The sequence below is a fragment of the Rubrivirga sp. genome (genome assembly GCF_965213695.1).
Classification (GTDB): Bacteria; Bacteroidota; Rhodothermia; order Rhodothermales; family Rubricoccaceae; genus Rubrivirga.
Genome location: NZ_OZ243912.1, coordinates 1,319,333 through 1,343,202 on the forward strand (window position 1 = coordinate 1,319,333; position 23,870 = coordinate 1,343,202).

General features: G+C 71.7%; 17 protein-coding genes. 9 read left to right on the forward strand and 8 right to left on the reverse strand.

The features are described from left to right. Window positions 1–51 precede the first annotated feature (51 nt). Complete coding sequence (locus tag ACOOHE_RS05815; RefSeq protein WP_420456857.1) at window positions 52–555, reverse strand: hypothetical protein; 504 nt, start codon at window positions 553–555, stop codon at window positions 52–54. A 127-nt stretch (window positions 556–682) separates the two neighbouring features. Between ACOOHE_RS05815 and ACOOHE_RS05820 the strand changes: the two genes are divergently transcribed. After that, window positions 683–1,735, forward strand: coding sequence for an endonuclease/exonuclease/phosphatase family protein (locus tag ACOOHE_RS05820; RefSeq protein ID WP_420456858.1), 1,053 nt, complete (start codon window positions 683–685; stop codon window positions 1,733–1,735). A gap of 283 nt (window positions 1,736–2,018) precedes the next feature. Here the strand turns inward: ACOOHE_RS05820 and cysS are convergent, their stop codons facing one another. Beyond that, window positions 2,019–3,578, reverse strand: coding sequence for a cysteine--tRNA ligase (gene cysS / locus ACOOHE_RS05825; RefSeq protein WP_420456859.1), 1,560 nt, complete (start codon window positions 3,576–3,578; stop codon window positions 2,019–2,021). Between the two features lie 198 nt (window positions 3,579–3,776). Further along, complete coding sequence (locus ACOOHE_RS05830; RefSeq protein ID WP_420456860.1) at window positions 3,777–4,418, reverse strand: hypothetical protein; 642 nt, start codon at window positions 4,416–4,418, stop codon at window positions 3,777–3,779. 153 nt (window positions 4,419–4,571) lie between these two features. On the opposite strand from ACOOHE_RS05830, the gene ACOOHE_RS05835 reads away from it, so the two are divergent. Further along, window positions 4,572–5,576: a DNA topoisomerase IB gene (locus tag ACOOHE_RS05835; protein WP_420456861.1), complete on the forward strand. Its 1,005-nt coding sequence runs from the start codon at window positions 4,572–4,574 to the stop codon at window positions 5,574–5,576. On the opposite strand, the gene ACOOHE_RS05840 is transcribed toward ACOOHE_RS05835, so the two are convergent. The 5 genes from ACOOHE_RS05840 to ACOOHE_RS05860 form a co-directional block, all read right to left on the reverse strand. Further along, the gene (locus ACOOHE_RS05840; RefSeq protein WP_420456862.1) at window positions 5,573–6,223 is read right to left on the reverse strand and encodes a Uma2 family endonuclease; all 651 of its coding nucleotides are present in this window, start codon (window positions 6,221–6,223) and stop codon (window positions 5,573–5,575) included. The two genes, ACOOHE_RS05835 and ACOOHE_RS05840, sit on opposite strands and share 4 nt — an antisense overlap. A gap of 101 nt (window positions 6,224–6,324) precedes the next feature. Then, window positions 6,325–7,590 (reverse strand): hypothetical protein, encoded by a 1,266-nt coding sequence (locus ACOOHE_RS05845; protein WP_420456863.1) that lies wholly within the window; start codon window positions 7,588–7,590, stop codon window positions 6,325–6,327. Window positions 7,591–7,672: 82 nt separating this feature from the next. Next, on the reverse strand, window positions 7,673–9,607 hold the full coding sequence (dxs, locus tag ACOOHE_RS05850; RefSeq protein ID WP_420456864.1) for a 1-deoxy-D-xylulose-5-phosphate synthase: 1,935 nt from the start codon (window positions 9,605–9,607) through the stop codon (window positions 7,673–7,675). Between the two features lie 466 nt (window positions 9,608–10,073). After that, window positions 10,074–11,198 carry a response regulator transcription factor gene (locus ACOOHE_RS05855; RefSeq protein WP_420456865.1) on the reverse strand — a complete coding sequence of 375 codons (1,125 nt, stop codon included), beginning with the start codon at window positions 11,196–11,198 and terminating at the stop codon, window positions 10,074–10,076. Further along, complete coding sequence (locus tag ACOOHE_RS05860) at window positions 11,195–12,067, reverse strand: alpha/beta fold hydrolase (protein ID WP_420456866.1); 873 nt, start codon at window positions 12,065–12,067, stop codon at window positions 11,195–11,197. The genes ACOOHE_RS05855 and ACOOHE_RS05860 overlap by 4 nt, the downstream gene beginning before the upstream one ends. Before the next feature lie 195 nt (window positions 12,068–12,262). On the opposite strand from ACOOHE_RS05860, the gene ACOOHE_RS05865 reads away from it, so the two are divergent. From ACOOHE_RS05865 to ACOOHE_RS05895, 7 genes are all read left to right on the forward strand, one after another. Continuing rightward, window positions 12,263–16,543, forward strand: a complete 4,281-nt coding sequence (locus ACOOHE_RS05865) for a choice-of-anchor D domain-containing protein (RefSeq protein ID WP_420456867.1) — start codon at window positions 12,263–12,265, stop codon at window positions 16,541–16,543. 182 nt (window positions 16,544–16,725) lie between these two features. Then, complete coding sequence (locus ACOOHE_RS05870) at window positions 16,726–19,533, forward strand: M12 family metallo-peptidase (RefSeq protein WP_420456868.1); 2,808 nt, start codon at window positions 16,726–16,728, stop codon at window positions 19,531–19,533. A 248-nt stretch (window positions 19,534–19,781) separates the two neighbouring features. After that, window positions 19,782–20,207, forward strand: a complete 426-nt coding sequence (locus tag ACOOHE_RS05875; RefSeq protein WP_420456869.1) for a tyrosine-type recombinase/integrase — start codon at window positions 19,782–19,784, stop codon at window positions 20,205–20,207. Then, entirely contained in the window at window positions 20,102–20,626 is a 525-nt protein-coding gene (locus tag ACOOHE_RS05880; RefSeq protein WP_420456870.1) for a low molecular weight protein-tyrosine-phosphatase, read from the forward strand. Before ACOOHE_RS05875 ends, ACOOHE_RS05880 begins: the two co-directional genes overlap by 106 nt. Window positions 20,627–20,759: 133 nt before the next feature. After that, a complete protein-coding gene (locus ACOOHE_RS05885) occupies window positions 20,760–21,368 on the forward strand; it encodes a hypothetical protein (RefSeq protein ID WP_420456871.1) in 609 nt (202 codons plus the stop codon). 385 nt (window positions 21,369–21,753) lie between these two features. Continuing rightward, on the forward strand, window positions 21,754–22,929 hold the full coding sequence (locus ACOOHE_RS05890) for an HAD-IA family hydrolase (protein WP_420456872.1): 1,176 nt from the start codon (window positions 21,754–21,756) through the stop codon (window positions 22,927–22,929). Then, entirely contained in the window at window positions 22,919–23,833 is a 915-nt protein-coding gene (locus ACOOHE_RS05895; RefSeq protein WP_420456873.1) for a fructosamine kinase family protein, read from the forward strand. Before ACOOHE_RS05890 ends, ACOOHE_RS05895 begins: the two co-directional genes overlap by 11 nt. Window positions 23,834–23,870 lie beyond the last annotated feature (37 nt).

The following is a 23,870-nucleotide window of genomic DNA, read 5'->3' on the forward strand; positions in this document are numbered from 1 at the left end:
CCAGGTTCGTGCCCCGTGCCGCCTTCCTCCGCTCCGTGCCCGTCCCGGGGCCTACCCGCTGAGGTCGCGGTGCCCGAAGTAGAACAGGCAGTGCTTCAGCTTCGCCGCCTTCTGCGGTCCGAACCCGGGCAGCTTCTTGAGCCGCGCCTCGACCGCCGCGCAGTCGCCGTCGGCCCAGATCCGGGCGGCGTCGCCGCCGTAGTCGTCGGCGACGGCCCGGGCCACGGCCTGCGTCGTGTCGACCATCTTGTTGGTGAACCGGTGGACGGCCGGCGCCTCGACGAACACCTCGGCGAAGGCGTCGCGGTCCATCGCCGCGATCCGGGCGAAGTCGAGGTGGCCCAGGCGCTGGCGGAGCTTGTACGGCCCGGCGAAGGCCGTCTCGGCGAGCACGCGCTGGTCGTAGAGGAGCCCGAGCAGGACGGCGCCCGGCTCGTCGCGCAAGAACTGGTCGACGTCGGGGTCCTTGGTGGCCGTGCCCTCGGCCTGGAGCCGGTCGAGCATGCGGACGAGACCGCCCTCGAGGGCGGAGTAGTCGGAGGCGTCGAGGGGCATGGGGCGTGCTGCGTGGGGCGCCCCAAGATCGCGACGGTCCTCGCCCGGTGCACGGCGTGGTACGGGGAGACCATGCGGACGCCTTCTTCGGGTCCGATCTTCCCGCCTTCCCACAGCCTCTCCCCCCATGCGCCGACTCTCTCTCTTCCTCGGTCTCGCCCTCCTTGTTGGCACGGCCGGCTGCGACTCGACCGACGACGGCACCGACGCCAGCGTCCGCGTGATGACGCAGAACCTCTACCTCGGGGCCGACCTGTTCCTGGTCGCCGGCGAGACGAACCCTCAGATGGTGCCGGTCCGCGTGGCCGAGCTCTACCAGACCGTCCAGGACTCCGACCCGGCCGCGCGGATGGCCGCCATCGCCGCCGAGATCGTCCGTGTCGGGCCCGACCTCGTCGGGTTGCAGGAGGTCTCGACGTACGCCGTCCAGATGCCCGGCGACAACCTCCCGGGCCTGCCAGGCACGCCGGCGACCGACGTCACGTTCGACTTCCTCGACCTGCTCATGGACGCGCTCGACGACGCTGGCGCCGACTACCGCGTCGTCTCGGTCTCGAACAACGCCGTCGTCGAGCTGCCGGCCACGACGAACGGCCAGACGTTCTTCGACGTCCGCTACCAAGATGCCGACGTGGTCCTGGCCAAAGAGGGCGTGACGACGGGGGCCACGACCGAGCAGTCGTTCCGGGCTCTTCTCACGCAGCCGGTCGGCGGCGTCCCCCAGACGTTCACGCGGGGGTTCCAGACGGTCGAGGCGACGGTCGACGGGCTCTCGTTCACGTTCATCAACACGCACCTCGAAGTCGGCGGTCCGGCCGAGCCGCTCCAGGTGCTCCAGGCCAGCGAGCTTCTCCCGGTCTTGGGCGCCATCACCGGCCCGGTCATCTTCGTCGGCGACATCAACTCGGACGCGAACGCGAACGGGACGAGCTACCAGACGCTGACGGTCCCGCTCCGCGACGCCTTCGCCGCCGGCTCCGAGCCGACGTGCTGCCAGGCGGCCGACCTCCGCAACGCGGCCTCCCAGCTCCAGACGCGGATCGACGTCGTGCTCTCGCGCGGGTTCACGACGACGGCCGAGGGCGAGGTCGTGCTCGACACGCCGGCCGAGCGCGTCGGCGGGCTGTGGCCGAGCGACCACGCCGGCGTCTGGGCCGAGCTCGAGGCCGTCGTGATGTAGCCGCCCGCTGACGGCCTGTCTCGGCGCCGGGCGATCACACACTCGGAGCTCGATCACCCCACCGTGTCATCCTGAGCGTCAGCGAAGGATCTCAACTCGGGGGTCCAGGCCGTAGGAAGGGGCGCCGACGGGCTCGACGGCTCGTGTTGAGATCCTTCACGCTCAGGATGACAAGTGAGAAGAGCGTGAGGTAGTCCTGCCGTCCGACACCGGGTAGGGGCGACTCGCCGAGTCGCCCCTACGGCCACGGGTCGCTCTTTCGGTCGCGGAGCGGCGGTCCCGGTCAGACCCGCCGCCACTCCGGGCCCGCGGGCGTGTCCATCACCTCGACGCCCAACGCCGCCAGCTCGTCGCGGATGGCGTCGGCGCGGGCCCAGTCTCGGGCGGCGCGGGCCTCGGTCCGCTGGGCCACGAGCGGCTCGACCTGGGCCGCCAGCGGGTCCTCGGCCGAGGCGTCGGCGTCGGTGGCCGAGGGGACGATGCCGAGGAGCGCGTCGACGCGGTCGAGGTAGCTTGCGCCAGCGCGCGCGGAGGCGCCCGAGAGCGGCGACTCGCGGTGGGTTTTGAGGAGCGCGTTCGTACCCCGGAGCGCCGCCGCGAGCGCGATCGGCGTGGTCAGGTCGTCGGCCATCGCCGCCAGCGCCTCGGCGTACGCGGCGTCGAGGTCGGCGGAGACATCGTCCTCGCCGGGCCGATCGGCGTCGAGCGCGTCGGCCACGGCGTCGGCCGCCTCGCGGTAGCGCTGGAGGTTTTTGGCGGCGTCGGAGAGCGTCTTGCGGGTCAGGTTGAACGGCTTTGCGTAGTGGCCCGAGATCAGGGCGTAGCGGAGGGCCAGCGGGTCGAGCGGGGCGCCCCAGTCTGGCCGCCCGCCCTCGGCCGGGTCGGCCGTGAGGTCGCGGACGGTCAAGAAGTTGCCGGTCGACTTCGACATCTTCTCGCCCTCGACCTGCAAAAAGCGCGTGTGCATCCAGTAGCGCGAGAACGGCTCGCCGGTCAGCGCCTCGGCCTGGGCGATCTCGCACTCGTGGTGGGGAAACCGCAGGTCCTCGCCGCCGCCGTGGAGGTCGATGGTCTCGCCGAGGTACTTCTGGGCCATCACCGAGCACTCGAGGTGCCACCCGGGGAAGCCCCACCCGCCGGCCGGGCCGTCGATGAACGGCGAGTACCACTGCATCAGGTGGCCGCTCTGCGAGCCGACCGGCTTTTTCCACAGGGCGAAGTCGCGGGGGTCCCGCTTGCCGTCGTCCTTCACGACCTCGCGCGTGCCCTCGACCAGCCCCTCGGCGTCCGTGTTGCCCGAGAGCGTGCCGTAGTCGGGGAACGACGGGACGTGGAAGTAGACGCCGTCGTCGGTCTCGTAGGCGTGGCCGGCCGCGACGAGGGCCTGGACCGCCTCGATCTGCTCACGCACGTGCTCGGTCGCGCGCGGGCGGACGTCGGGCTCGCGGAGGCCGAGCGCGTGCCAGTCCTCGACGAGCGCCTCCGTGTAGTGGCGGGCCAGGTCCCAGACGGTCTCGAACGCCTCGCCCTCCTTCGACGCCAGCGCTCGGGCCATCTTGTCCTCGCCGCCCCCATCGGCCACGTCGTCCTCGGTGAGGTGGCCGACGTCGGTCACGTTCGAGACGTAGCGGACGGCCCACCCCAGCGCCTCGGCCGTGCGGACGACCAGGTCGGCCGTCAGGAACGTCCGGAAGTTGCCGATGTGGGCGTAGCTGTAGACCGTCGGGCCGCAGCTGTAGAACCGCAGGAGCGGGCGCCCGTCGGGCGCGGTCGCGGCGGGCTCGATGGTCTCGACGGACCGGCTGAGCGTGTTGGTGAGGCGGAACGGCGGGGTGTCAGGCATCGGCGCGGGGGGCTGCCAGAAGCTACCCGCGCCGCCCGGGCCACCGCCGGTTGTGCCGCTGATGAACCATCCGGAGTATCTGACGGGTAGCGCGTGCCCGATGCGTGATCCGTGATGCGTGAGCCCGCTCGTGGGAGTCACGAATCACGGATCAGCAGCGACCGGGGACCCACCCGTCACACTCGATGTGGCACTCCGCTAATACGTGCGGGACGACAGCGTGAATCCGGCCAGCAGGCTGATGCGCGGCCCGCCCTGGCCGAACACCGCGGCCACGTTGATCGGCACGTTCACCTCGCCGATGGGCGTGTTCATGCCCAGCGCGACGGCGTAGCCGGTGCCGCTCAGCGACAGGTTCGGTCCCATCCCGATCTCCATCCCGTTGACCGTCCGCATCCCGACCAGGAAGGTGGCGCTGGGCAGCAGCAGGTTCCGGTCGAGCCCGCCCACCAGCCCGACGACCTCGGTCACTCCGGTCAGGCCGGACTCGGTCTGGAACAGCCGGGTCTCGAACTGCCACCCGAACTGCGTGATGACCGGCATCTCCATGCTGATCCGCTCGCCGTCGTCTCCGGGAAACGTCTCGTTGATGTCGTCGACCGTCGCGGCGTTCAGGATCGTGACGCCGACGCGCGGGCCGCTGAGCCGCGCCGGGCCGACCCGCTGGGTGGCGCGGGCGACGACCGGGGCGGGCGCCGGGGACGGGGCGGCGGGCGGCTGCGCGGCCGGCGGTGGGGGAAGGGCCGGCTCGGTGTCTGAGGGCTCGGGGTCGAGCGGGACCCCCTGGGCGACGACGGGGGCGGCGAGCAGGAGCGTGAGCAGCGCGAGGAGGCGGGACATGGCGGTCGGTGCGTGTGGAGAGGCAAGGTGCTCGGTCCGGCGCCGCGCCCCGTGGTGCGTGTGCGGGGTTCGTCTGGTACGATTGGATCAGGAGGAGCCCGAATCCTGGGGCCCGTGCGGGACCCCGAGGCCGGGCCCGTCGTCCCACCGCCGATGCCCGACACGCCCCCCGGCCTCCGCTACGCCGACGACGCCCGCCCCGGGATCGCCCGGGTCCGCCGGGGCGCCGGGTTCTCGTACCACCGGCCCGACGGCGAGCTCGTCTCCGACGCCGTCCGCGACCGGATCGAGGCGCTCGCGATCCCGCCGGCCTGGGACGACGTCTGGATCTGCCCCTCGGCGAACGGCCACCTCCAGGCGACCGGCCGCGACGACAAGGGCCGCAAGCAGTACCGCTACCACGACGACTGGCTCGCCCACCGGAACCGGCTCAAGTTCGACCGGATGGTCGGGTTCGGCGACGCGCTCCCCGGGCTCCGCGCCCGCGTCGAGACCGACCTCGGCGCGTCCGGGCTCGGCCGCGAGAAGGTGCTCGCGCTCTGCGTTCGGCTCTTGGACGAGACCCTGGTCCGCGTCGGCAACGAGCAGTACGCGACCGAGAACGGGTCGTACGGGCTGACGACGATCCGCGACAAGCACGTCTCGTTCGAGGGGTCCGAGGTCCGGTTCGAGTTCGTCGGCAAGAGCGGGAAGAGCCAGTCGCTGGCGGTCCGCGACCGGCGGCTGGCCCGGCTCGTCAAGGCGTGTCGCGACATCCCGGGCTACGACCTGTTCCAGTTCTACGACGAGGGCGGCGACAAGCACGACGTCGAGAGCGGCCACGTCAACGGGTACCTCCACGAGACGACCGGCGAGCCGTTCACGGCCAAGGACTTCCGGACGTGGGGCGGGACCGTCGCCGCCGCCGAGTCGCTCGCGGCCCACGACACCGTCGACGACGCGGACGGGCTCATCGTCCGGGCCATCCAGGACACGGCCGAGGCGCTCGGCAACACGCCGGCCGTCTGCCGCCGGTACTACGTCCACCCCGACGTGCTCGACGCCTTCCGCGAGGGCGACTTGCGCGACCGCGTCCGACGCCGGAACGCCGGCAACACGCCGGCCGGCCTCCGCCCGCCCGAGGCCGCCGTGCTGGACCTGCTGAAAGAGCGGGCCTAGCCGACGACGGCTCGGAGCGCGGCCAGCGACGCCGCGTCGTCGAAGAGCGCCCGTGTCGGGATCGCGAAGCCGGCCGCGACCTCGCTCGCGAGCGTCGCCCCGGCCGTCGCCTCGGTGTACTGCCGGCCCCCGAGCCGGTGAACGACCACGGACTCGTCGTCGGCGTCGACGATCCAGTACTCGGCGACGCCGTGGGCCGCATAGTCCTCGCGCTTGACGCCGCGGTCGCGGCCGGACGTGCTCGCGCTCAGCACCTCGACCACGAGGTCCGGCGCGGGGTAGACCTTGGTGTCTCGCCCGATCTCCTGGGTTTTGTCGGGCCCCCAAAACGCCACGTCCGGCTCGTAGTCGTTCCGCGTGAGCCCGACGAGCGCTTTCTCAGCGGCGACCGTCCCGCCGAGCGCGTGCGCGTCGTTGTGGGCGCCGAGCAAGGTGACGAGACGGCGGACGACCTGGTTGTGGACGTCTCGGGCGGGGGAGTGCATAACGACCTCTCCGTTGATGAACTCGGCCTTGGTCGACGGCGTCAGCCACTTGCGGAACCGCTCGCGCGACTCGGCCTCGGCGCGGAGCGCGCGCTGGAGCGCCTCGACGTGGTGCGGCAGCGCGGGCGAGTCGAGGAGCGGCTGGAGGAGGACGGCGGGCATGGCGGCGGAGGCGGCTCCGTCAGGATACGCGGCATCTCCTCGGTTCGTGCCCCACAACGCCGCTCCAGGTCGCCAGCTCTCAGCCCGCTCCGCGAGCGGGCCTAGCCCTCCGGCCCGAACCGCCACAGCGACGGCTCGGCGCGGACGGCCGCCAGCGTCTGCTGCACCTGCCGGTACGAGTCGAAGCTCGTCGGTTGCTCATCGGCGGTGACCCAGACGACGGTGAACGTTAGCGTCTCTCCGGCGCCGAGCGCGACAGGCCCCGCCGACAGCAGCTGGCGAACATCGAAGCCCTCGAACACGCCGTCTTCGTCGCGACCGTCGAGCCACCCGGTCGTCCGGGCGAACGGGTCGGTCGAGAACGCGAACCGGGACGGAGCGCCCGTGGTCGGGTCGATCATCGGGTCGCCCGCGTACGACAGGCCGTCCAAGGCGCGGACGACCTCCGTAGCAGAGGCCGGGCCTTGTCCGAACCCCTCGGGCTCCTGCCAAGTGTACCGGCGGAGGATCCGGTGGGAGAGGAGGGGGAGGTCGAGGAAGGTGTAGCCCGAGACCCACGTCGAGACGTACAACGAGCCGTCGCTCTCACGGAACGGCATCTGGTACACGTAGCTGAGGCCGGAGGCCGGGTCGAAGGCGACGGCGTCGTGGCTGTAGAACGGACCCGGGGCGCCCTCCGGTCGCGCGTAGAGCCCGGGCGACTCGGTGTCGGAGAAGGTCCCGACGCGGAGGTCGGTGATCGGGGCGGCGCCCTCGTTCGACACCTCGTAGCGGACGAACAGCGCCCCGTCGAGATCATCCCGTCGGTATCGGTACACGGCCATGTTCATCCGGAGGCCTTGGAGAGGGTCCGCGTGGCGGTTGGCCCACTGGCCGGAGAACGTCAGCGGGACGGAGCAGAATGAGCCCCAGAGCATTTGGTTGCCGTAGACGCGCGGGCTCCCGTCGGCCTCCGTCGGTGCGCCGAGCGCCCGAGGCCAGGCCTCGGTGTCGGTGTACGTCGTGTCCGAGTCGAGGGCGAACAGGCGGCCCTGGCCGTCGCCGCAGTCGGTTGTGAAGTTGCTCTCCCAGTACACGATGCTCGACCGGGTCGCGCCGTCCTGGACGCCGCCAAGCCAGACCCCAGATTGGTAGGCGGAGAACCGAGCGAAGCCGCCCGCCCCGACCTCCAACGGGGTCCCACCCTGCATCCCTGCGTCTGCCTTGAGTCCGAGCGTGAAGTCGCCGACCGCGACCTCAGCCAGTCGGGACTGCGCGCGGAGAGGGGCCGTCGGGATCTCCTCGTCCCCAGGCTCAAGACCCGGAGCGGCGTCGCACGCGCCGAGGAGGACGAGGCTGGCGATGGCGAGAAGGAGGCGGGATGTCATCAGGTGGAGTGAGGCGAGTGTCGCCGCGAGGACGATACGACTCTGCCTTGCGGCCGGCTCAGGGAGAACAGCCTGCCCTGTCCTACGCCGCCTCGGCCTCGGCCCCGACGAGCGCTCGCGCGGCGCGGACCAGCCCGTCCGGCCCGATCCCCACCTCGTCGTGGAGCTGGCGCTGGGTCCCGTGCTCGACGAACCGGTCCGGCAAGCCGAGCCGGACGACCCGGGTCCCGTCGAGCACGCCCGCGTCGGAGGCCCACTCGAGCACCGCCGAGCCGGCGCCCCCGTCGCGGACGCCGTCCTCGACCGTCACCACGCGGCTGTGCCGGCCGAACACCTCGGTCAGGAGCGCCGCGTCGAGCGGCTTCACGAACCGCAAGTCGTAGTGAGCGGCCTCGACGCCCTCCGCCGCCAGCCGCTCGCACGCCTCGACGGCGTACTGACCGATGGCCCCGTAGGTCACGAACGCGACGTCGCCGCCGTCCCGGACCTTCCGGCCCTTCCCGATCGGCAGCGCCTGGAACCCGTCGCGCAGCGCCATCCCCGTCGCGGCCCCGCGCGGGTAGCGGACGGCGAACGGGCCGTCGTGCTGGAGCGCCGTGAACAGCAGGTCGCGCAAGTCCTGCTCGTCGAGCGGCGCGGCCACGACCAGGTTCTGGACGGCCCGCATGTAGGCCACGTCGAGCGCCCCGTGGTGCGTCGGCCCGTCGGCGCCGGCGATCCCGGCCCGGTCCATGCAGAACACGACGGGCAGGTTCTGCAACGCCACGTCGTGGACGACGCCGTCGTAGGCCCGTTGCAAGAACGTCGAGTAGATGGCCGCGAACGGGCGCATCCCCTGGGTCGCGAGCCCGGCCGCGAAGACCACCGCGTGCATCTCGGCGATGCCGACGTCGAACGCCCGGTCCGGCATCGCCGCCATCATCTTGCCCAGGCTGGTCCCCGACGGCATGGCCGCCGTGATCCCGACGACGCGGTCGTCCTGCTCGGCCAGCTCGATCACGGCGTCGGCGAACACGTCCTGCCACTTGGGCGGCTTGGTCCCGTTGGCCGAGGGCGTCGCCAGGCTCTTGCCGGTCAGCTTGTCGAACGGGCTCGACTGAGCGTGCCATTTGACCTGGTCGGCCTCGGCCGGCGCGAACCCCTTGCCCTTGACCGTGAGCGTGTGGAGCAGGATCGGGCCCGGCAGCGCGCGGAGCTTCTTCAGCTTGAGCGCGAGGTCCTGGACGTCGTGGCCGTCGACGGGGCCGATGTAGCGGAAGCCGAGCGCCTCGAACAACATGCCGGGCGTCAAGACCGCCTTGAGCCCGTCCTCGACGCGCGACGCCAGCCGCTGGAGGTGGCCGCCGCCCAGCCCCTTCATCTTGTCGAACATCTCCCAGACCTCGCCCTTGAGCGCGTTCCACGACCCCGACGACGACACCCGCGCGAGGTACTCGTGGAGCGCGCCGACGTTGGGGTCGATCGAGATCCGGTTGTCGTTGAGGACCACCAACAGGTCGGCGTCCGAGGCGCCGGCGTTGTTCATCCCCTCGAAGGCGAGCCCGCCCGTCATCGACCCGTCGCCGATCACGGCGACCACCTTCTGGCCCGTCCCCATGAGGTCGCTGGCCGTGGCCATCCCGAGCGCGGCCGAGATCGACGTGCTCGCGTGGCCGACCCCGAACGTGTCGTACTCAGACTCGTCGCGCTTGGGGAAGCCGCTGAGCCCGCCGTAGGTCCGGTTCGTCGGGAAAGCGTCGCGGCGGCCGGTCAGGATCTTGTGCCCGTACGCCTGGTGGCCGACGTCCCACACCAGCTGGTCGTCGGGCGTCTCGTAGGCCCAGTGCAGCGCGACCGTCAGCTCGACGACGCCGAGCGACGCCCCGAAGTGGCCGCCGTGGACCGAGACGACGTCGACGATGAACTCGCGGAGCTCGTCGCAGAGCTGGGGCAGTCGCTCGACGGGCAGCGCCCGGACGTCGGCCGGCGAGTCGATCGTGGCCAGAAGGGGGCCGGGTGTGTGGGTCACCTGGGACATGGGCGAGGCGCGAAAGGGCCGAAGATACCGGGCCGCCGTGTGACCCCCGGCGCTCCCTCGCGGTTTCAGCGAGAGTTGAAAGGGGGCTCGCTTCGCTCCCCGCAAGCGGGACGGGCGCGAGAATGGGAATGGGGGAGCGGGCAGAGGCAAGGGCTACCGGAGTCGGTCCGCGAGCCCCATACGGACGCCATGCAGGGTGTCCCTCCACCGCCCACTAGAGCGATGCCCGGTTGCTCGTGGGCAGACCCCCACTCCTGCTGCCATCGCTCCGCTCCGTGCCGCAGGAGCGGTCCCCCTTCAAGGGGGACAGGTCGGCCGGCCGCTGAGCGGAGCGATGGCCGGCCGACCAGGGGGGCCGCTCACGAGCAACGTGTCACGGCACTAGGTCCACACCTCGGGAGACCGCCCCTCCGGGGGACAGCTCCTGATTCCCATCTCCTACTCACCGACCGAGGGGCCGGCGCTCCTACTGGAGGCGCGGGTTGCCACTCGGTGACGGGCTCGATGTCACTCGGCGTCCGAGTGACAAGAGGTCGCCGACCTCGGCCCTCACGACCCCGAGCCGGCCCAGCACGGCCTCCACGTGGTGCCGCGCCGTGTGGGCGCTGACCGACAGCGCCGCCGCGATCTCCTTGTTCGAGTACCGCTCGGCCAGGAGCAGCGCCACCTCGGACTGGCGCGGCGTGAGCCCGAGCCGCCCGGCGACCTCGCCCGGCGACGGCGCTCGCCTCGGCGGCGGCGGGACCCCGACGGCGACGACCAAGAGCGGGCGTGCCCCGGCGGTCGGGCTCGCCGACAACCGGTAGCGGCCGGCCGTCCCCGCGAACCCGGCCGTCCCCGCGGAGCCGGCGGCCCCGGCCGTCGCGGTCGGCGGCAGCGCCTCGGTCGCCAGGCGACGGACGCGGTCGAGGAGCGCCTCCCGGCGGGGCTCCCGGGCCAGGGCCTCCTCCAGCGCCCGCGACACGTGGACGAGCCGGCCGCCCGCGGAGAACACGGCGCACGGCCCGCCAGTGGCGTCGACGAGTCCCAGGAGGTCGCCCCGGACCCGGGCCATCTGGCGCAGGACCGCGACGCCGGCCACGAACGCCGGGCGGAGCCGGCGGGCGACCTCGACGTGGCGCGCGCCGAATGGCCGCCCCGGCGCCGACGAGTGGACGAGGAGTTGGACGGCGGGCTCCGGGGAGGGCTGGCGGCTGGCGGGGACGTAGATCGTGAGCGAGTCGTGGGCGTCGACCGACGGGAGGAACTCCCGGACGTACTCGGTCTCACACATCCGGTCGTAGTGCGGCCCATACCCCTCGCGCCGGGTAAAGACGCCGAGCCGCTCGGACCGCTCGTACAGCCCGATCTCCTGGAGGAGCGGGAGGTAGCTCGGGTACCGAGCGACATCGGCTGGCGAGTACGTCTCTGTGACGAAGTCGTCGACGCCGGTCCAATGGACAAACGCCTTGTCCGCTCCGACGGCTTCGACCGTCGCCCGCTGGACCGCCAGGCCCCACGCCGCGGTGGTCTCGAAGGCGAGCGGCGAGGCGAGCGTCCGGGCCGCGCGCGCGATCCGGTCCCGGTCGTCGGACGAGAGCGCGACGCTCATCCGGCCTGGGGAAGCGAGGGGCCCGGCGCGTCGGCGAGGCGGCCGAGCCACCGGCCGACGGCGCTCGCAAACGCGCCGGGCTCCTCCAGGAACGGGAAGTGCCCGCTCCGCTCGAACACGACGTGCTCGGCGCCGAGGCCCGCCGCCAGCTCGGCCGGCGCCTCGTCGGGCGGGCTCACCCAGTCGCGGCGGCCCGAGAGGACGAGGGCCGGGGCATTGATCTCCCCAAGGCAACTCCGCGGGTCGTACTCGGCGAGGAGCCCGTAGAACGACCGCCGGACGGCGCCGGCCCGGAACCGGACGCGGCCGGCGAAGGCGCCGAGGTCGTGGGCGTCGGGGTCGGCGACGTAGAGCGGGAGAAGCGCGGCCATCGCCGCAGCGAACTCGGCGTCGGTCTCGGGCGGGGCCGAGAGGGCGGCCCGGAGCGCCGGGCCCGTCTCGGGTGGGAGGTTGGGAAGACGAGCCTCGGCACGGGCGGCGGCGGCCCCGAGGTGGGCCGGTCGCGGGGGCGGCGCGCAGAGCACGAGCCCGGCCACGCGGTCCGGGAAGAGCCGGGCGACCTCGAGGGCGACCGCGGCCCCGTACGAGTGGCCGAACACGACGACGCAGCCGTGGCCGCCCGCCTCGGCGTCGAGCCGGTCGCGGACGTCCTCGACGCCCTCGGCCCACGTCTCGTTCGTGACCTCGGACCAGTCGTCGGGCTCGGGCGAGGCCCCGCACCCGAGGAGGTCGACGTAGGTCAGCCGGGCGCGCTCGGCGAGCGGGTCGAGCCAGGGGCGGAGCGTGGCGGAGTCCCACCCGAGCCCGCCGTGGAGGGCGAGGACGGCCGGGCCGCCGTGGCCGAGCGTGTCCGACGTCGAGAGAGACACGGAGTCTGGAGTGAGCCGCTAAAACGATTTGAAACCTAATGATAAGAAGGGGGACGCCGGCCGCGCAAGAAGATGGGCACTCTCTGCCCATGCGGCTGATCCGCGGCTCCGCTAGCCTGGGCTTTCGACGCCCGACCCGGGGCCCGGTGCGACGCCAGCTCGGGACGTCCTCGCAGCCGACCGACACGCAGAGCCATGACACGACCGCTTCTGAACCGTGCCCTCTCGCTCCTAGCCGTCGGGGCGCTGGCGGCGTTCGCGCCCGCGCGTGCTCAAGTGGCCACGTCCGACTCACTCGCGCTGGTGGCGCTCTACAACGCGACGAACGGACCGGAGTGGACCAACAGCGACGGGTGGCTCACCGGGCCTGTCAGCGTGTGGCACGGAGTCACATCCGGCGCCCCCTCGTCTGACTCCCCCAAGCGCGTCCTCCAGTTGAACCTCAACAACAACGGGCTGTCTGGACCGATCCCCGACGCGCTGGGCAACCTCTCTGAGTTGGGGCTCCTGTGGCTTTACGGCAACGCCCTGACGGGGCCGATCCCCGACGTGCTCGGCAACCTCTCCACGTTGGCGCTCTTGGACCTCAGCGAGAACGCACTGACGGGGCCGGTCCCCGCTTCGTTCGGCAACCTCTCCGAACTGAGTCACCTGGGCCTTGGGGGGAACAAGCTATCCGGGTCGATCCCCAGTGCGCTCGGCAACCTCTCCGCACTGAGGCGCCTGATCCTCGCCAACAACGAGCTGTCCGGCACGATCCCCGACGCGCTGGGCAACCTCCCGTCGCTGGAGTACCTGAGTCTCAGCAGCAACGCCCTGTCCGGGCCGATCCCGGCCGCACTCGGCGACCTCCCCGCGCTACGAGAGATGTGGCTCACGGGCAACGCGCTGACGGGGCCAATCCCGGCCTCGCTCGGCGACCTATCGACGCTGTGGCGTCTGTGGCTCAGCGGGAATGAGTTGTCGGGGCCGATCCCCGCCGCGCTGGGCAACCTCCCCGCGCTGACCGAACTGAGGCTGAACAACAACGCGCTGTCCGGGTCGATCCCCGACGCGCTCGGCAACCTCTCCGCCCTTCTGAGCTTGGACCTCACGGACAACGAGCTGTCCGGTCCGATCCCCGACACGCTTGGCGACCTCCACGAGCTAAGGGGCTTGTTCCTCAGCCGCAACGCCCTGACGGGCTCGATTCCCGATGCGCTAGGCGACCTCCCTTTGCTAGGAAACCTGCAGCTCAGTGAGAACGACCTGTCCGGACCGGTCCCCGTTGCGCTCGGTGGCCTCACCACTCTGAGGACCTTGTACCTCGCCGGCAACGCGCTGACGGGTCCGGTCCCTCTCAGCTATTTGAGTCTCGACTTGACATCGGCCCTTTTCGGTGCTGGCGTCTGCGTGCCCGACAACAGCCAGTTCGAGAACTGGATCGCATCGATCACAGTCACGGACCTGAGTTGGCCCGACGACATTTGCTCGGTCGCGCTCAGCGTGTCACCGGGCGCGCTCACGTTCGACGCGGTGTCCGTAGGGGCCGACTCGACCCGAACGGTCACCGTCTCGAACGGGGGAAGCACCCCCGTCGGCGGCAGCGTGTCGCTCTCCGAGACCGACGTGTTCTCCCTCACGTCGGGCGGCGGCGCGTTCACGCTCGCGTCCGGTCAGTCCCTCGCGGTCGACGTCACGTTCGCCGCCGTCGAGGTCGGCGACGCCGTCGCCACGCTCTCCATCGAGCACGACGCGGACGGCGTCGCAAGCCCCGTCGAGGTCGCACTGACGGGGACGGGGGTGGTCCGCCGCGAGCTGGCGGTCTCGGCCGACTCGCTCGGGTTCGGCGAGGTCCCGCCCGGCGACGAGGCCTCCCAGTACGTCACGGTCACGAACGTCGGCGACGTCGCCACGGGCGGGCTGGTGGCCGTCACCGGCGACGCCCCGTTCTCGATCACGGACGGCGCCGGCGGGTTCGACCTCGAACCCGGGGAGTACCACACGATCACGGTCACGTTCGCGCCCCCGGACGTGCTCGCCTACGAGGGCGTGCTCCAGATCGACCACGAGGCCGACGACCCCGAGACTCCCGTCGTCATCCCCCTGACCGGCGGCCTGGGCGAGCCGCAGATCGCCGGAGTGATCCGGGACACCCGTCTGCTCCGCTCGCAGGGGCTGCTTCAACGACAGCCTCTCTTCAGTGCCGCAATCGAGTTTTTCGAGGGAGGCTACGGGGGGAGCTCCGCAGGCACGTCTGGGAGCGGAGACGGCGGCGTCTTCAAATGGTCCGATGCGGAACTGACGGACTACACGGTCGCGGCATCGTGGACGCTCTCGAACGGGGAGGACCTCGTCCGCTACAGCGAGGGCCACGAGCCGTGGGTCGAGGGCGCGACGCCCGACAGCGTCCGGATCGACCTCCCGGTCGGCCTCTTCAACCGCCAGCTCGAACTGGCGGACGCGCTCGCGAAGCCGGAGATCGACGGCCTCTCCCCCGTGCCCCTTGACCTCGGCCCCCTCCTCCGCCTCAACGTCACCGGCTACGACGCGGAGTCGATTCGGACACTCGTGGACGACTGGGCCGTGATGCCCAACGGCGAGTCGGCGCGGGACGAGTCCGTCGCGCGGCTCCAGATGGCCGAGGAGGCTCTGCTGACCGGCCTCAGTGACAGCCGGGACGTCACGAACGAGATGGCCGAAGCCCTCGTCGTCGCCAGTACGGCCCTGTTCGCTGCCACCACCGCGGCCAAGAACAAATCGGCACGGACCAACGACCAGATCCTCGACGCACTCATGGCCAATGCCTTGGATGAGTTGAGAAGCTTCGTGTATGAGAAGACGATCTTCGCCGCCCTTGAAGCGATCGCCGAAGGCACCAAATGGGCATCTACCGTAGACGTAATGCGGCCCGTCATTCTCAAGGCGCTCGTGGCGAGGCACCGGGGCGGGGCGTTCGAAGCGGCTACGGGCACGGCGGTCGACGAGGTGATCACGGGCATCTCGACCTTCGTCGCGGACCGGGTCTTGCTCAGCAGCCTCATCACTCGAACCCAGGGCGACCTGGAGAACGCCATCGCCCTGGCCTATGGGAACGCCGAGGGGGAGTTGGTCGCCGCACGAGACGCCGTCGACGACGGGCTCAACGAGATCCGCACTCGGAACCAGGCGGCGGTCGCCGCTTCGTCCTCACTGCGTGAGGCGGCCTCGGCCTACGGGTTCTTTGCCGAGCTCTTCGACCCCGTTCCCGCTAGGGGCATCCTCGCCTTGCTCAAGGTGTTCCGCGCGCTCGAATGGGGGGGCACCGGAGCCTCGGTGGCCGTCTCCGCCCGGCGGATGAATCAGCTCCGCAGCGTGGACTTCCGCACGCTCCTCGAACGCCCGTTCCGTCCGGGGGCGCCGTTCCCGGACGCCGCCGACGCGCCCGCGGCCGTGGCCTCGCGGGCGTCCGGTCACATCCACTCGCGTTGGGTCCTGCCCGTCCCCCCTTCGGTGGACGCCTACCGAGATCTCGTGGCCGAGGCCGTGGGCCACGTCGAGTCCGGGGACCGCGAGGCCAGCGCCGAGGCGGCCGTGTCTCTCCTCCAGGCCGAGCGCCAGCTCGTCGATGGCCTGTTCGTCGCCGCGCTCCCCGGCTACGCCGCCGCCCCCAACGCCGAGGCGGCGGCGGTTCAGGGATCGGCCGGCGCGCTGATGGAGAGCGGGCTCCAGTCTGTGTTCGCCCGCCTCGGTCTCGCCGTAGCCCTTCTCGGCCACGCCGACGGGTCGGTCACGGCGGAGGAGGTCCGGGAGCAGGCCGGCGACGTCGAAGCCTCCCTCACGGACGTGCTCGACGACACGGCCGGTCTCTTGGACGCGGTCGAGGGAGCCGAGGCGGCCCCCTACGTCTATGCCTCCTCCGACCCCTCCGTGCTCGACGACGGCGCCACGGTCGAGGTCCGGGCGACGGTCGCGAATGGCGGCGGCGGCCCCGCCGAGGACGTCGCGGTCCAGTTCACGTTCGACGGCGACGTGCTCACGCTCGTGAGCGGCCCCGAGGCCGTGGAGGTGGGGACGCTCGCGCCCGGCCAAGCCCGCGAGCTCGCGTGGACCCTCCAGGTCGCCGAGCCCGACTCCGCTTCCGCATCGTACGACGTCGGGGTCACGTCGTCGAACGCGAGGGCCACTGGGAGCGGTGGGACCGTCGAGCTGGTCCGGGGGCGCGCGACGCCCGTGTCGTCGTCGCCGCGTCCTGGGAGCACGGACCTGGTCGGTGCCGTCCCCAACCCGTCCCTGGGAGTCGCGCGGGTCCGCTTCTCGTTGGCCGCGCCCGCCGACGTCCGGATCGAGGCGTACGACGTCACGGGACGCCGGCTCGGGGTCCTGGCGGACGGCCCCCACGAGGCCGGCGCCCACGAGGTGCGGTGGAACGCCGACGGACTCTCCCCCGGCGTCTACCTCCTCCGGATGCGGACGGGCGCGGAGGTCTTCACACGCCCCGCTACAATCGTCCGCTGATAGGGGAGGGCAGGCGCTCTGGACGTGGCTGGAGCCCTCGCTCGCACCGGCGCTGACGCCGGGCGCCTACGTGCTCCGCCTCGTCGCGGGGCGCCAGCGGGTCGCCCGTCGAATCACCGTCGCCCGGTAACTCCTCTCGATGCCGAGGTTTCGCCCCCTGTCTGCACCTGTTCGTTTCTGCAATGCTCCGTACGCTCCTCGCCCTCGCCCTCGTGTCTGGAGCCGCGGCCCAGCCGGTGGCGCTCCAGTTTTCCCGCGTCGACGCCGACGGCGTCCGTCCGGCTCTCGCCCTGTCCGGATACGACCTCGTGAGGGTCCCGCCGCAGGACGTGGTCGGGGTGGCCCCCCACTCGTCGGGCGGGTTGGTGCTGGACGTGCCGCGCCTCGGCACGGTCGCGATGCGGAAGACGGCCGTCCTGACCGACGGCGCCGTCGTCGTGGCCGGCAGGCCGGGAGGCGACGTCCCCGTCCGGCTCGAGGTGGCGACGTTCGCGAGCCCCGACGCCCGGTCGACGGCCACCGTGGCGCCGGGCGGCGTGTACGGCCGGTTCGAGACGGACGACCACACTTACACGCTCGCCCCGCTGGCAGAGGCCGGCCCGGGGGCCCACGTGCTCTACCGCGCCGACGCCCTCCTCGCGCCACCCCCCCAGTGTGGGGTCGAGACAGGTCCCCCTGTCCAGAGCGGATCGCGACAACAGGCGGCCCCCGACCTCTATGACCTCCACCGGTCTCGCCTCCTCGACGGCGAGCCGGGCACGCCGCCAGAGCGACGCAGCACCCCGGCTCAGCCGACCGGGCCGCCCTCCCAGGCGTTCCTCGACCGGGTCGGCGCCCAGATGGCCGGGGGCGCCATCGACTCGGTCGAGGTCGCCGTCGCGCTCGAGGGCGACTACGAGATGTTCCAGGAGTTCGGGTCCGTCGAGGCCGCGGCCGAGTGGATGGTCGCGCAGGTCGCCGCGGCGTCGTCCATCTTCGAGCGGGACGCCGGCACCCGGCTGGTCGTCCCGTACGTCCGCGTGTGGAGCGACGAGAACGACCCGTACGGCCCGGAGACCGACAACGGCGGTCTGTTTGACTCGTTCCGAGACTACTGGCGGGACCACATGGGCCACGTCGACCGGACGCTCGCCCACTACTTCTCTCCCAAGCGTCCGCCGAGCTTCGACGGGATCGCGTTTCGTGACGGTCTGTGCTCGGAGGACTTCGGGTACGGGTTCACGGGCCGCGTGAGTCCAGAGTCAGACCGGGTCCGACTGTTTAGCCACGAGCTCGGCCACAACTTCGGGTCCCCCCACACGCACTCGTGCTTCTGGCCCGACGGCCCCATCGACTACTGCGTGTCCGTCGAGGGCAACTGCTACGCGGAGCCGAGGGTCGCGTCAGAAGGGACGATCATGAGCTACTGCAGGACGCGACGGCTGGAGCTCCACCCGACGGTCCGCGACTACATCCGGTCGCGTGTGGAGGTCGCCGCGTGCGCGCCCTCGTATGTTCGCCAGCCGCTGGCGGCGTCAGACGTCGCGGCGCTCGACGACCTGTACGCGACCACGGGGGGAGGCGCGTGGGTCGAGCGGGACGGGTGGTCCGAAGGGGGCGACGTGGACCGGTTCGGCGTCGCGGTTCGGAATGGGAACGTGCTCGCCATCCGTCTTCCCAGCAACGGCCTAAACGGGTCGGTCCCGGCGTCGCTCTCGGAGCTCACGTCGGTCCGCGAGCTGGACCTCTCGCGCAACGAGCTCACCGGTCCGCTCCCGACGCTCGACGGCATGACCGGCCTCCGACAGCTCGACCTGTCGTACAACGGGTTCACAGGCCCTCTCCCCTCCGTCGAGGGGTCCGCCGAGTCGATCGAAGTCGTGGACCTCTTCTGGAACTCGTTCACGGGCTCCATCCCCGCCAGCTACACCCGGGCGCGCAACCTTCGGTACCTGGAGCTCTCGTTGAACGACTTGTCGGGCGGCGTCCCAACGGAGCTCGTCGAGCTCCCTCGACTGGTGAGCCTCTTCCTGTCCCATACCTCCATCGGGGGGGAGTTCCCGACGCCCCGTGACGTGTCGGCCGTTCAATACCTCAGACTCGGAGGTGCGGCACTGACGGGGCCCTTCCCGACCGACCTCTCCGGCTACCCGGAGCTCGGCGGTCTGGCTCTATCGGACAACGGCTTCGACCCCGGGCCTCTCCCGGAATCGTTCCGGTCCGAGTCGGTCTTTTCCCTGCGCGTGGACAGGACGTCGCGGACCGGCCCTTTCCCCGACCTCACAGACTCGTTTCCGGTTCTGTCGGACTTGCATGCGGGAGAGAACGACTTCGACCCCGGCCCGATCCCCGAGTGGCTCCGATGGGCGAGAGGGTCATCGGACCCCTACCCCTGGTACGCCCTCGCGATCGAGGGCACGAACCGGACGGGACCGATCCCCGAGTGGCTCGGCGCGTTGCCAACCCTCCGTTGGCTCAACCTCGGCAAGAATGATCTGGAAGGGCCGCTCCCGGACGAGATCGCCGACGCGACTAACCTCTCGACCCTCTACGTGTACCGAAACCCACGGCTCTCCGGCCCGCTCCCGATCGACCTGACCCGACTAAACCTGCGGTTTCTCAACTACCGCGACACCAACCTCTGCGTCCCCGACGACGAGGCGTTCCATGCGTGGCTCGACGGACTCCAGTCTCACTGGGGCAGCGACCTCTCCTGCATGGGCGTCCCATCGGACGACGGCCCCGATGCCGCCGACGCCGTCTCGCTCCCGGCGCCGAACCCGGCCGCGCGAACCGCGACGCTCACAGTCACGGCGTCGCAGCCACAAGATCTGCGAGTCGAGGTGTACGACTCGATCGGCCGCCGGGTGTCCGGGTGGACCGAGCCCGTCACGGCTGGAGTCGCGCACGAGGTCCGGATCGACACGTCCTTGCTCCCGTCGGGCACGTACCTGGTCCGGGTCGCGGGCGACACCCTTCGCCGGACCCGTACCCTCACGGTCACTCGCTGACGAGCGCGTTGGCCCCTCGTGGGGAAGGGGCGGGCTGAGGCGGCGCGACGTCGTGTTCCCCGAGGCCTCACCCTGGGGCGTCGGGTTTGTCGAGGGCATCGACGAGGGGCGCGGGATCAAGCCAGGTCGGAGCCGGCATGTCACGATGGTCCCCTGCGCCGAGGCCGTCCTCCGCGACCTTACGAAGCGACCCGCCGGACGGACCGTGACGACGAGCACGGGTTGGAGGGGCGACCGGCCGTCTCCCCGTGAGCCCGACCACGCTCTCCCATACCTTCCGGACGTGCCGCGAGCTTGCCGACCTCCCCTCGGGCCCATCCCACGGGCTCAGGCGTTCATTTGCCGTCAACCTCCTTCTCCGCGGGGCCTCTCTCGTCCAGGTCCGCGACGAGCTCGGCCACGCCTCGGTCAAGACGACCGAACGGTACCTCGCGCTGCTCCCAGCCGAGCGGGCCCGCGCCACCTCCCGCCTGTTTGGGAAGGGTTCCAAAGACCTTCCAAACGATCTACGAATGGGTACGAGCGGATACGAAGCCGTACCGGCCCCCAGACGCCCGAATCGCGATCCATGTCCCCAAAACGACCGTCCGGCCGCCCCGTCCGCGTCTTGTTCGTCTGTCTCGGCAACATCTGCCGGAGCCCGTTGGCCGAGGGCCTGTTCCAGCAGAAGGTGACCGAGGCCGGCCTCGACGCCGAAGTCGAGGTCGACTCGGCCGGGACCGGCGGGTGGCACGTCGGCGCGCCACCGGACCGGCGGATGACGGCGACGGCCGCCCAGCGCGGGACCGACCTCTCGCGCCTCCAGGCCCGCCAGCTCGACCGCGCCGACCTCGACGAGTACGACCACGTGTTCGTGATGGACAAGGCGAACCTCCACGACACCCTAGCGCTCGACCCCGACGGCGACCACGGCACGCGCGTCCGCCTCTTCCGCGAGTTCGACCCCGAGCCGGGCGACTACCAGGTGCCCGACCCGTACTACGGCGGGCCCGAGGGCTTCGACCGGGTCTTCGACATCGCCGACCGGACGACCACGGCGATCTTGCGCCGCCTGGCCGGCGTCTACGGCTGGGACGTCCCCGGAGGTCAGTGATCCGTGCGTCAGCGCGTCGGTGGGTCAGTGGGGAAGGCATGACGTGGGGAGAGATCCTGCCCTCGGTGTGGACAACTCTCGCGCCCGCGGCTTGACAACGCCACGACGATCTCGCTGACTTCCGCCTTCCGCCTTGAAGTACCCGCTCACGCTGTCGTTCAAGATCTTGGCGGTCGCGCCCCAGGTCCGGGTCACCGACGCCGACGGCGCGCCGGTCCTGTTCGTCCACCAGAAGGCGTTCAAGCTCAAGGAGGCCGTGACGGTCTACCGCGACGAGACCAAGCAGACGGCGCTCTACACCATCGCCGCCGACCGCGTCCTCGACTTCAACGCGGTCTACCGGATCCGCGACGGGCTGGGGCGCGAGGTCGGCGCGCTGGCGCGGCGGGGGCGGCGGTCGCTCTGGCGGGCCCGCTACGACATCTTGGACGTCGAGGGCCGAGCGGTATTCCGGGTCCACGAGGACGACGTCTGGAAGAAAGTGATCGACTCGTTCCTGGGCCAGTTCGGCATCGCGGGCGCGGTCGTCGGGTACTACGTCAACCCGAGCTACACCGTCGAGGCCGACGACCGGGCGACGCCCGAGCGCGAGGGCACCCCGGTGATGACGCTGGCCAAGGAGCCGGCCGTGTGGGAGGGCCAGTTCACGCTCGACCGGGCCGGCGACTTGATGATGGAACACGAGGAGCTGGTCGTGGTCGCGCTCCTGATGATGGTCCTGCGCGAGCGGGGACGTGGTTAGTGCAACGTCAACAGAATCCTGTCGAGTCGTGCTCGGTGTTGCGTATCGCGTGTTGCGTGTCCCGATCTGAAGTACGCAACACGCAACACGACCGCGCGGACCCGTCACCGTTGGCTTGAAGCTGCACCAGTGCTCTGTCACAGAGTCTTTGACGGGTGGGGTGGCCCCTCGGTCGCCGCTGATGCGTGACCCGTGATGCGTGACTCGCCCGACCGGGGTCACGGATCACGCATCACGTATCCGCCCCCGCACGGACCCGTCAGACAAGCTGTGACGCTCCGCTCGGCGGGAGCGCTGGCGTCGGTCCGTCGGGCGTGGCCTGAAGACCGGGAGAGCCGGACACCAGGCGCGGCCGGCGCGTAGGCCGGGCTCTCGCCCCCATCCCATGTCCGCTTCCGTCCTGCTGCTCGACCTCGACGGCACCCTCGTCGACTCGAACGCCGCGCACGCGCGCGCCTTCGCCCGCGCCGCCGCCGAGTTCGGCATCCCCATCGCCCGGGACCGGTTCGACCGCGTCATCGGCAAGGGCGCCGACCACGTCGTGCCGGACGTGTTCGGGACGTCGTTCGAGCGCGACCGCGGCGATGCCTTCCGCGACGCGCTGGGCCGCCACTTCCACCAGATCGCCCGCGAGGAGTCGCTCGCGGTGTTCGACGGCGCCGAGCGGCTCGCCGAGGCCGCCCGCCGGCGGGGCCTCTCAGTCGCCCTGGCCACCTCGTCCTCCGAGGACGACCTCGACGCCTTGTTCGCCTCGGCCGGCGTCGACTTCCGCGACCGGGTCGACTACGTCACCACCTCGTCGGACGTGGACGGCAGCAAGCCCGAGCCGGACCTGGTGCGCGTCGTGGCCGAGCACTTCGGCGTGCCGGCGGCCGGCTGTGTGTTGGTCGGCGACACGGTCTACGACGGACAGGCGGCACGGCGGGGCGGGGCCGCCTTCGTCGGCGTGACGACGTGGACGTGGTCCCAAGAAGACCTGGAGGGCGCGGGCGCCCGCGCGGTCTACCCGTCCGTCGCCGCGCTGGCGGACGACTTCGACGCGGCGCTCGACGCCGCCCAGCCCGGCCAAGCCGCGCTCACGGCCGACGCCGCCGACGCGCTCATGGCGGAGGCGCTCGACCAGGCCCGCGCGGCGCTCGACGCGGGCGACGCGCCCATCGGCGCCGTCATCGGCCGGGCGGACGGGACCGTACTCGCGCGGGGCCGCAATCGGGCCACGACCGCCGGCGACCGCTTGCGCCACGCCGAGACCGACGCGCTCCACACCCTGATGGCCGGGCCGGGCGCCGACGACGGCCTGGTGCTGGCGACCACGCTCGAGCCGTGCAGCATGTGCTTGGGCGCCATGACCGAGGCCGGCATCCACGCCACGATCTACGCCCTGGAGGCGCCGCCGAATGGGGCCCGCGGCGCGCTGGACCCGCTGCCCGGTCGCCGCCAGCCCCTCGTTGCGGCGTGGGATCGCGGGCACCGATCCGCCTCGCTCGACCTCGTCCGCCAGGGCGCCCGGGCGCAGGGCGGGTTTATGCAGCGCCTGCTCGACGCGATCCGTGACCAGTAGCCTTCCCGAGACCGTCCGACAGCGGATCGAGGCCGAGGTCGGTGCGGTCGCGTCCGTGACGCCGGTCGGCGGGGGCGACGTGTCGCGCGCGGCGCGGGTCGAGACGGCGGCCGGTCCGGTGTTCGCCAAGTGGGGCGAGGGCGCGGCCGGCCGGACCTACGCCGCCGAGGCCGAGGGGCTGGCGGCCCTGGCGGACGCGGCCGGGCCCGACCTGACGGTCCCCGCTCCGCTCGCGGTCCGCGAGTCCGACGGCGACGGGCCTGGCGTCCTCGTCCTGCCCTGGATCGAGCGCGGGCGCCCAACGTCGGCCGACTGGCGGCGGTTCGGGGCGGCGCTCGCGGCGCTCCACCGCGCCCCCGCGCCCGGCGACGGCTACGGCTGGGACGCCGACAACTGGATCGGGAGCAAGCCGCAGCGGAACGGGTGGCGGGCCTCGTGGCCGGCCTTCTTCGGCGAGCGGCGGTTGCGAGCGCAGGCCGAGACGGTCCGCCAGCGGGGCGCGTGGGACGCGGCGTGGGACGGCCCGCTCGATCGGATGATCGAACGGCTGGGCGAGCTTCTTCCCGAGACGCCGCCGCGGTCGCTGCTCCACGGCGACCTGTGGGCCGGCAACGCGCTCCCCACCGCCGACGGCCGGTTGGCTGCGCCGTCGCCCGTGGCGTTCGCGATCATCGACCCGGCCGTGTCGGTCGGCCACCGCGAGGCGGACCTGGCCATGACCGAGCTGTTCGGCGGGTTCTCCGATGCGTTCTACGACGGCTACCGCCAGGCGTGGCCGCTCGACGGCCCGGCCGGATACGCCGACCGCCGCGAGGTCTACAACCTGTTCCACCTCATCGACCACCTGACGCACGGGCCGGGCTACCGCGCGCCGGTCGAGCGGACGTTGCGGCGGTTCGGGTGAGAGGAAATCCGGTGTGATCGCCGAAGGGCCTCGCCGT

What these genes read in the sequence shown, in the direction of transcription:
- ACOOHE_RS05845 (WP_420456863.1), bottom strand. Translation starts at nt 7,590, where the DNA reads ATGACATCCCGCCTCCTTCTCGCCATCGCCAGCCTCGTCCTCCTCGGC.
- ACOOHE_RS05830 (WP_420456860.1), bottom strand. Translation starts at nt 4,418, where the DNA reads ATGTCCCGCCTCCTCGCGCTGCTCACGCTCCTGCTCGCCGCCCCCGTC.
- ACOOHE_RS05815 (WP_420456857.1), bottom strand. Translation starts at nt 555, where the DNA reads ATGCCCCTCGACGCCTCCGACTACTCCGCCCTCGAGGGCGGTCTCGTC.
- ACOOHE_RS05865 (WP_420456867.1), top strand. Translation starts at nt 12,263, where the DNA reads ATGACACGACCGCTTCTGAACCGTGCCCTCTCGCTCCTAGCCGTCGGG.
- ACOOHE_RS05890 (WP_420456872.1), top strand. Translation starts at nt 21,754, where the DNA reads ATGTCCGCTTCCGTCCTGCTGCTCGACCTCGACGGCACCCTCGTCGAC.
- ACOOHE_RS05835 (WP_420456861.1), top strand. Translation starts at nt 4,572, where the DNA reads ATGCCCGACACGCCCCCCGGCCTCCGCTACGCCGACGACGCCCGCCCC.
- dxs (WP_420456864.1), bottom strand. Translation starts at nt 9,607, where the DNA reads ATGTCCCAGGTGACCCACACACCCGGCCCCCTTCTGGCCACGATCGAC.
- ACOOHE_RS05870 (WP_420456868.1), top strand. Translation starts at nt 16,726, where the DNA reads ATGCTCCGTACGCTCCTCGCCCTCGCCCTCGTGTCTGGAGCCGCGGCC.
- ACOOHE_RS05855 (WP_420456865.1), bottom strand. Translation starts at nt 11,198, where the DNA reads ATGAGCGTCGCGCTCTCGTCCGACGACCGGGACCGGATCGCGCGCGCG.
- cysS (WP_420456859.1), bottom strand. Translation starts at nt 3,578, where the DNA reads ATGCCTGACACCCCGCCGTTCCGCCTCACCAACACGCTCAGCCGGTCC.
- ACOOHE_RS05880 (WP_420456870.1), top strand. Translation starts at nt 20,102, where the DNA reads ATGTCCCCAAAACGACCGTCCGGCCGCCCCGTCCGCGTCTTGTTCGTC.
- ACOOHE_RS05840 (WP_420456862.1), bottom strand. Translation starts at nt 6,223, where the DNA reads ATGCCCGCCGTCCTCCTCCAGCCGCTCCTCGACTCGCCCGCGCTGCCG.
- ACOOHE_RS05820 (WP_420456858.1), top strand. Translation starts at nt 683, where the DNA reads ATGCGCCGACTCTCTCTCTTCCTCGGTCTCGCCCTCCTTGTTGGCACG.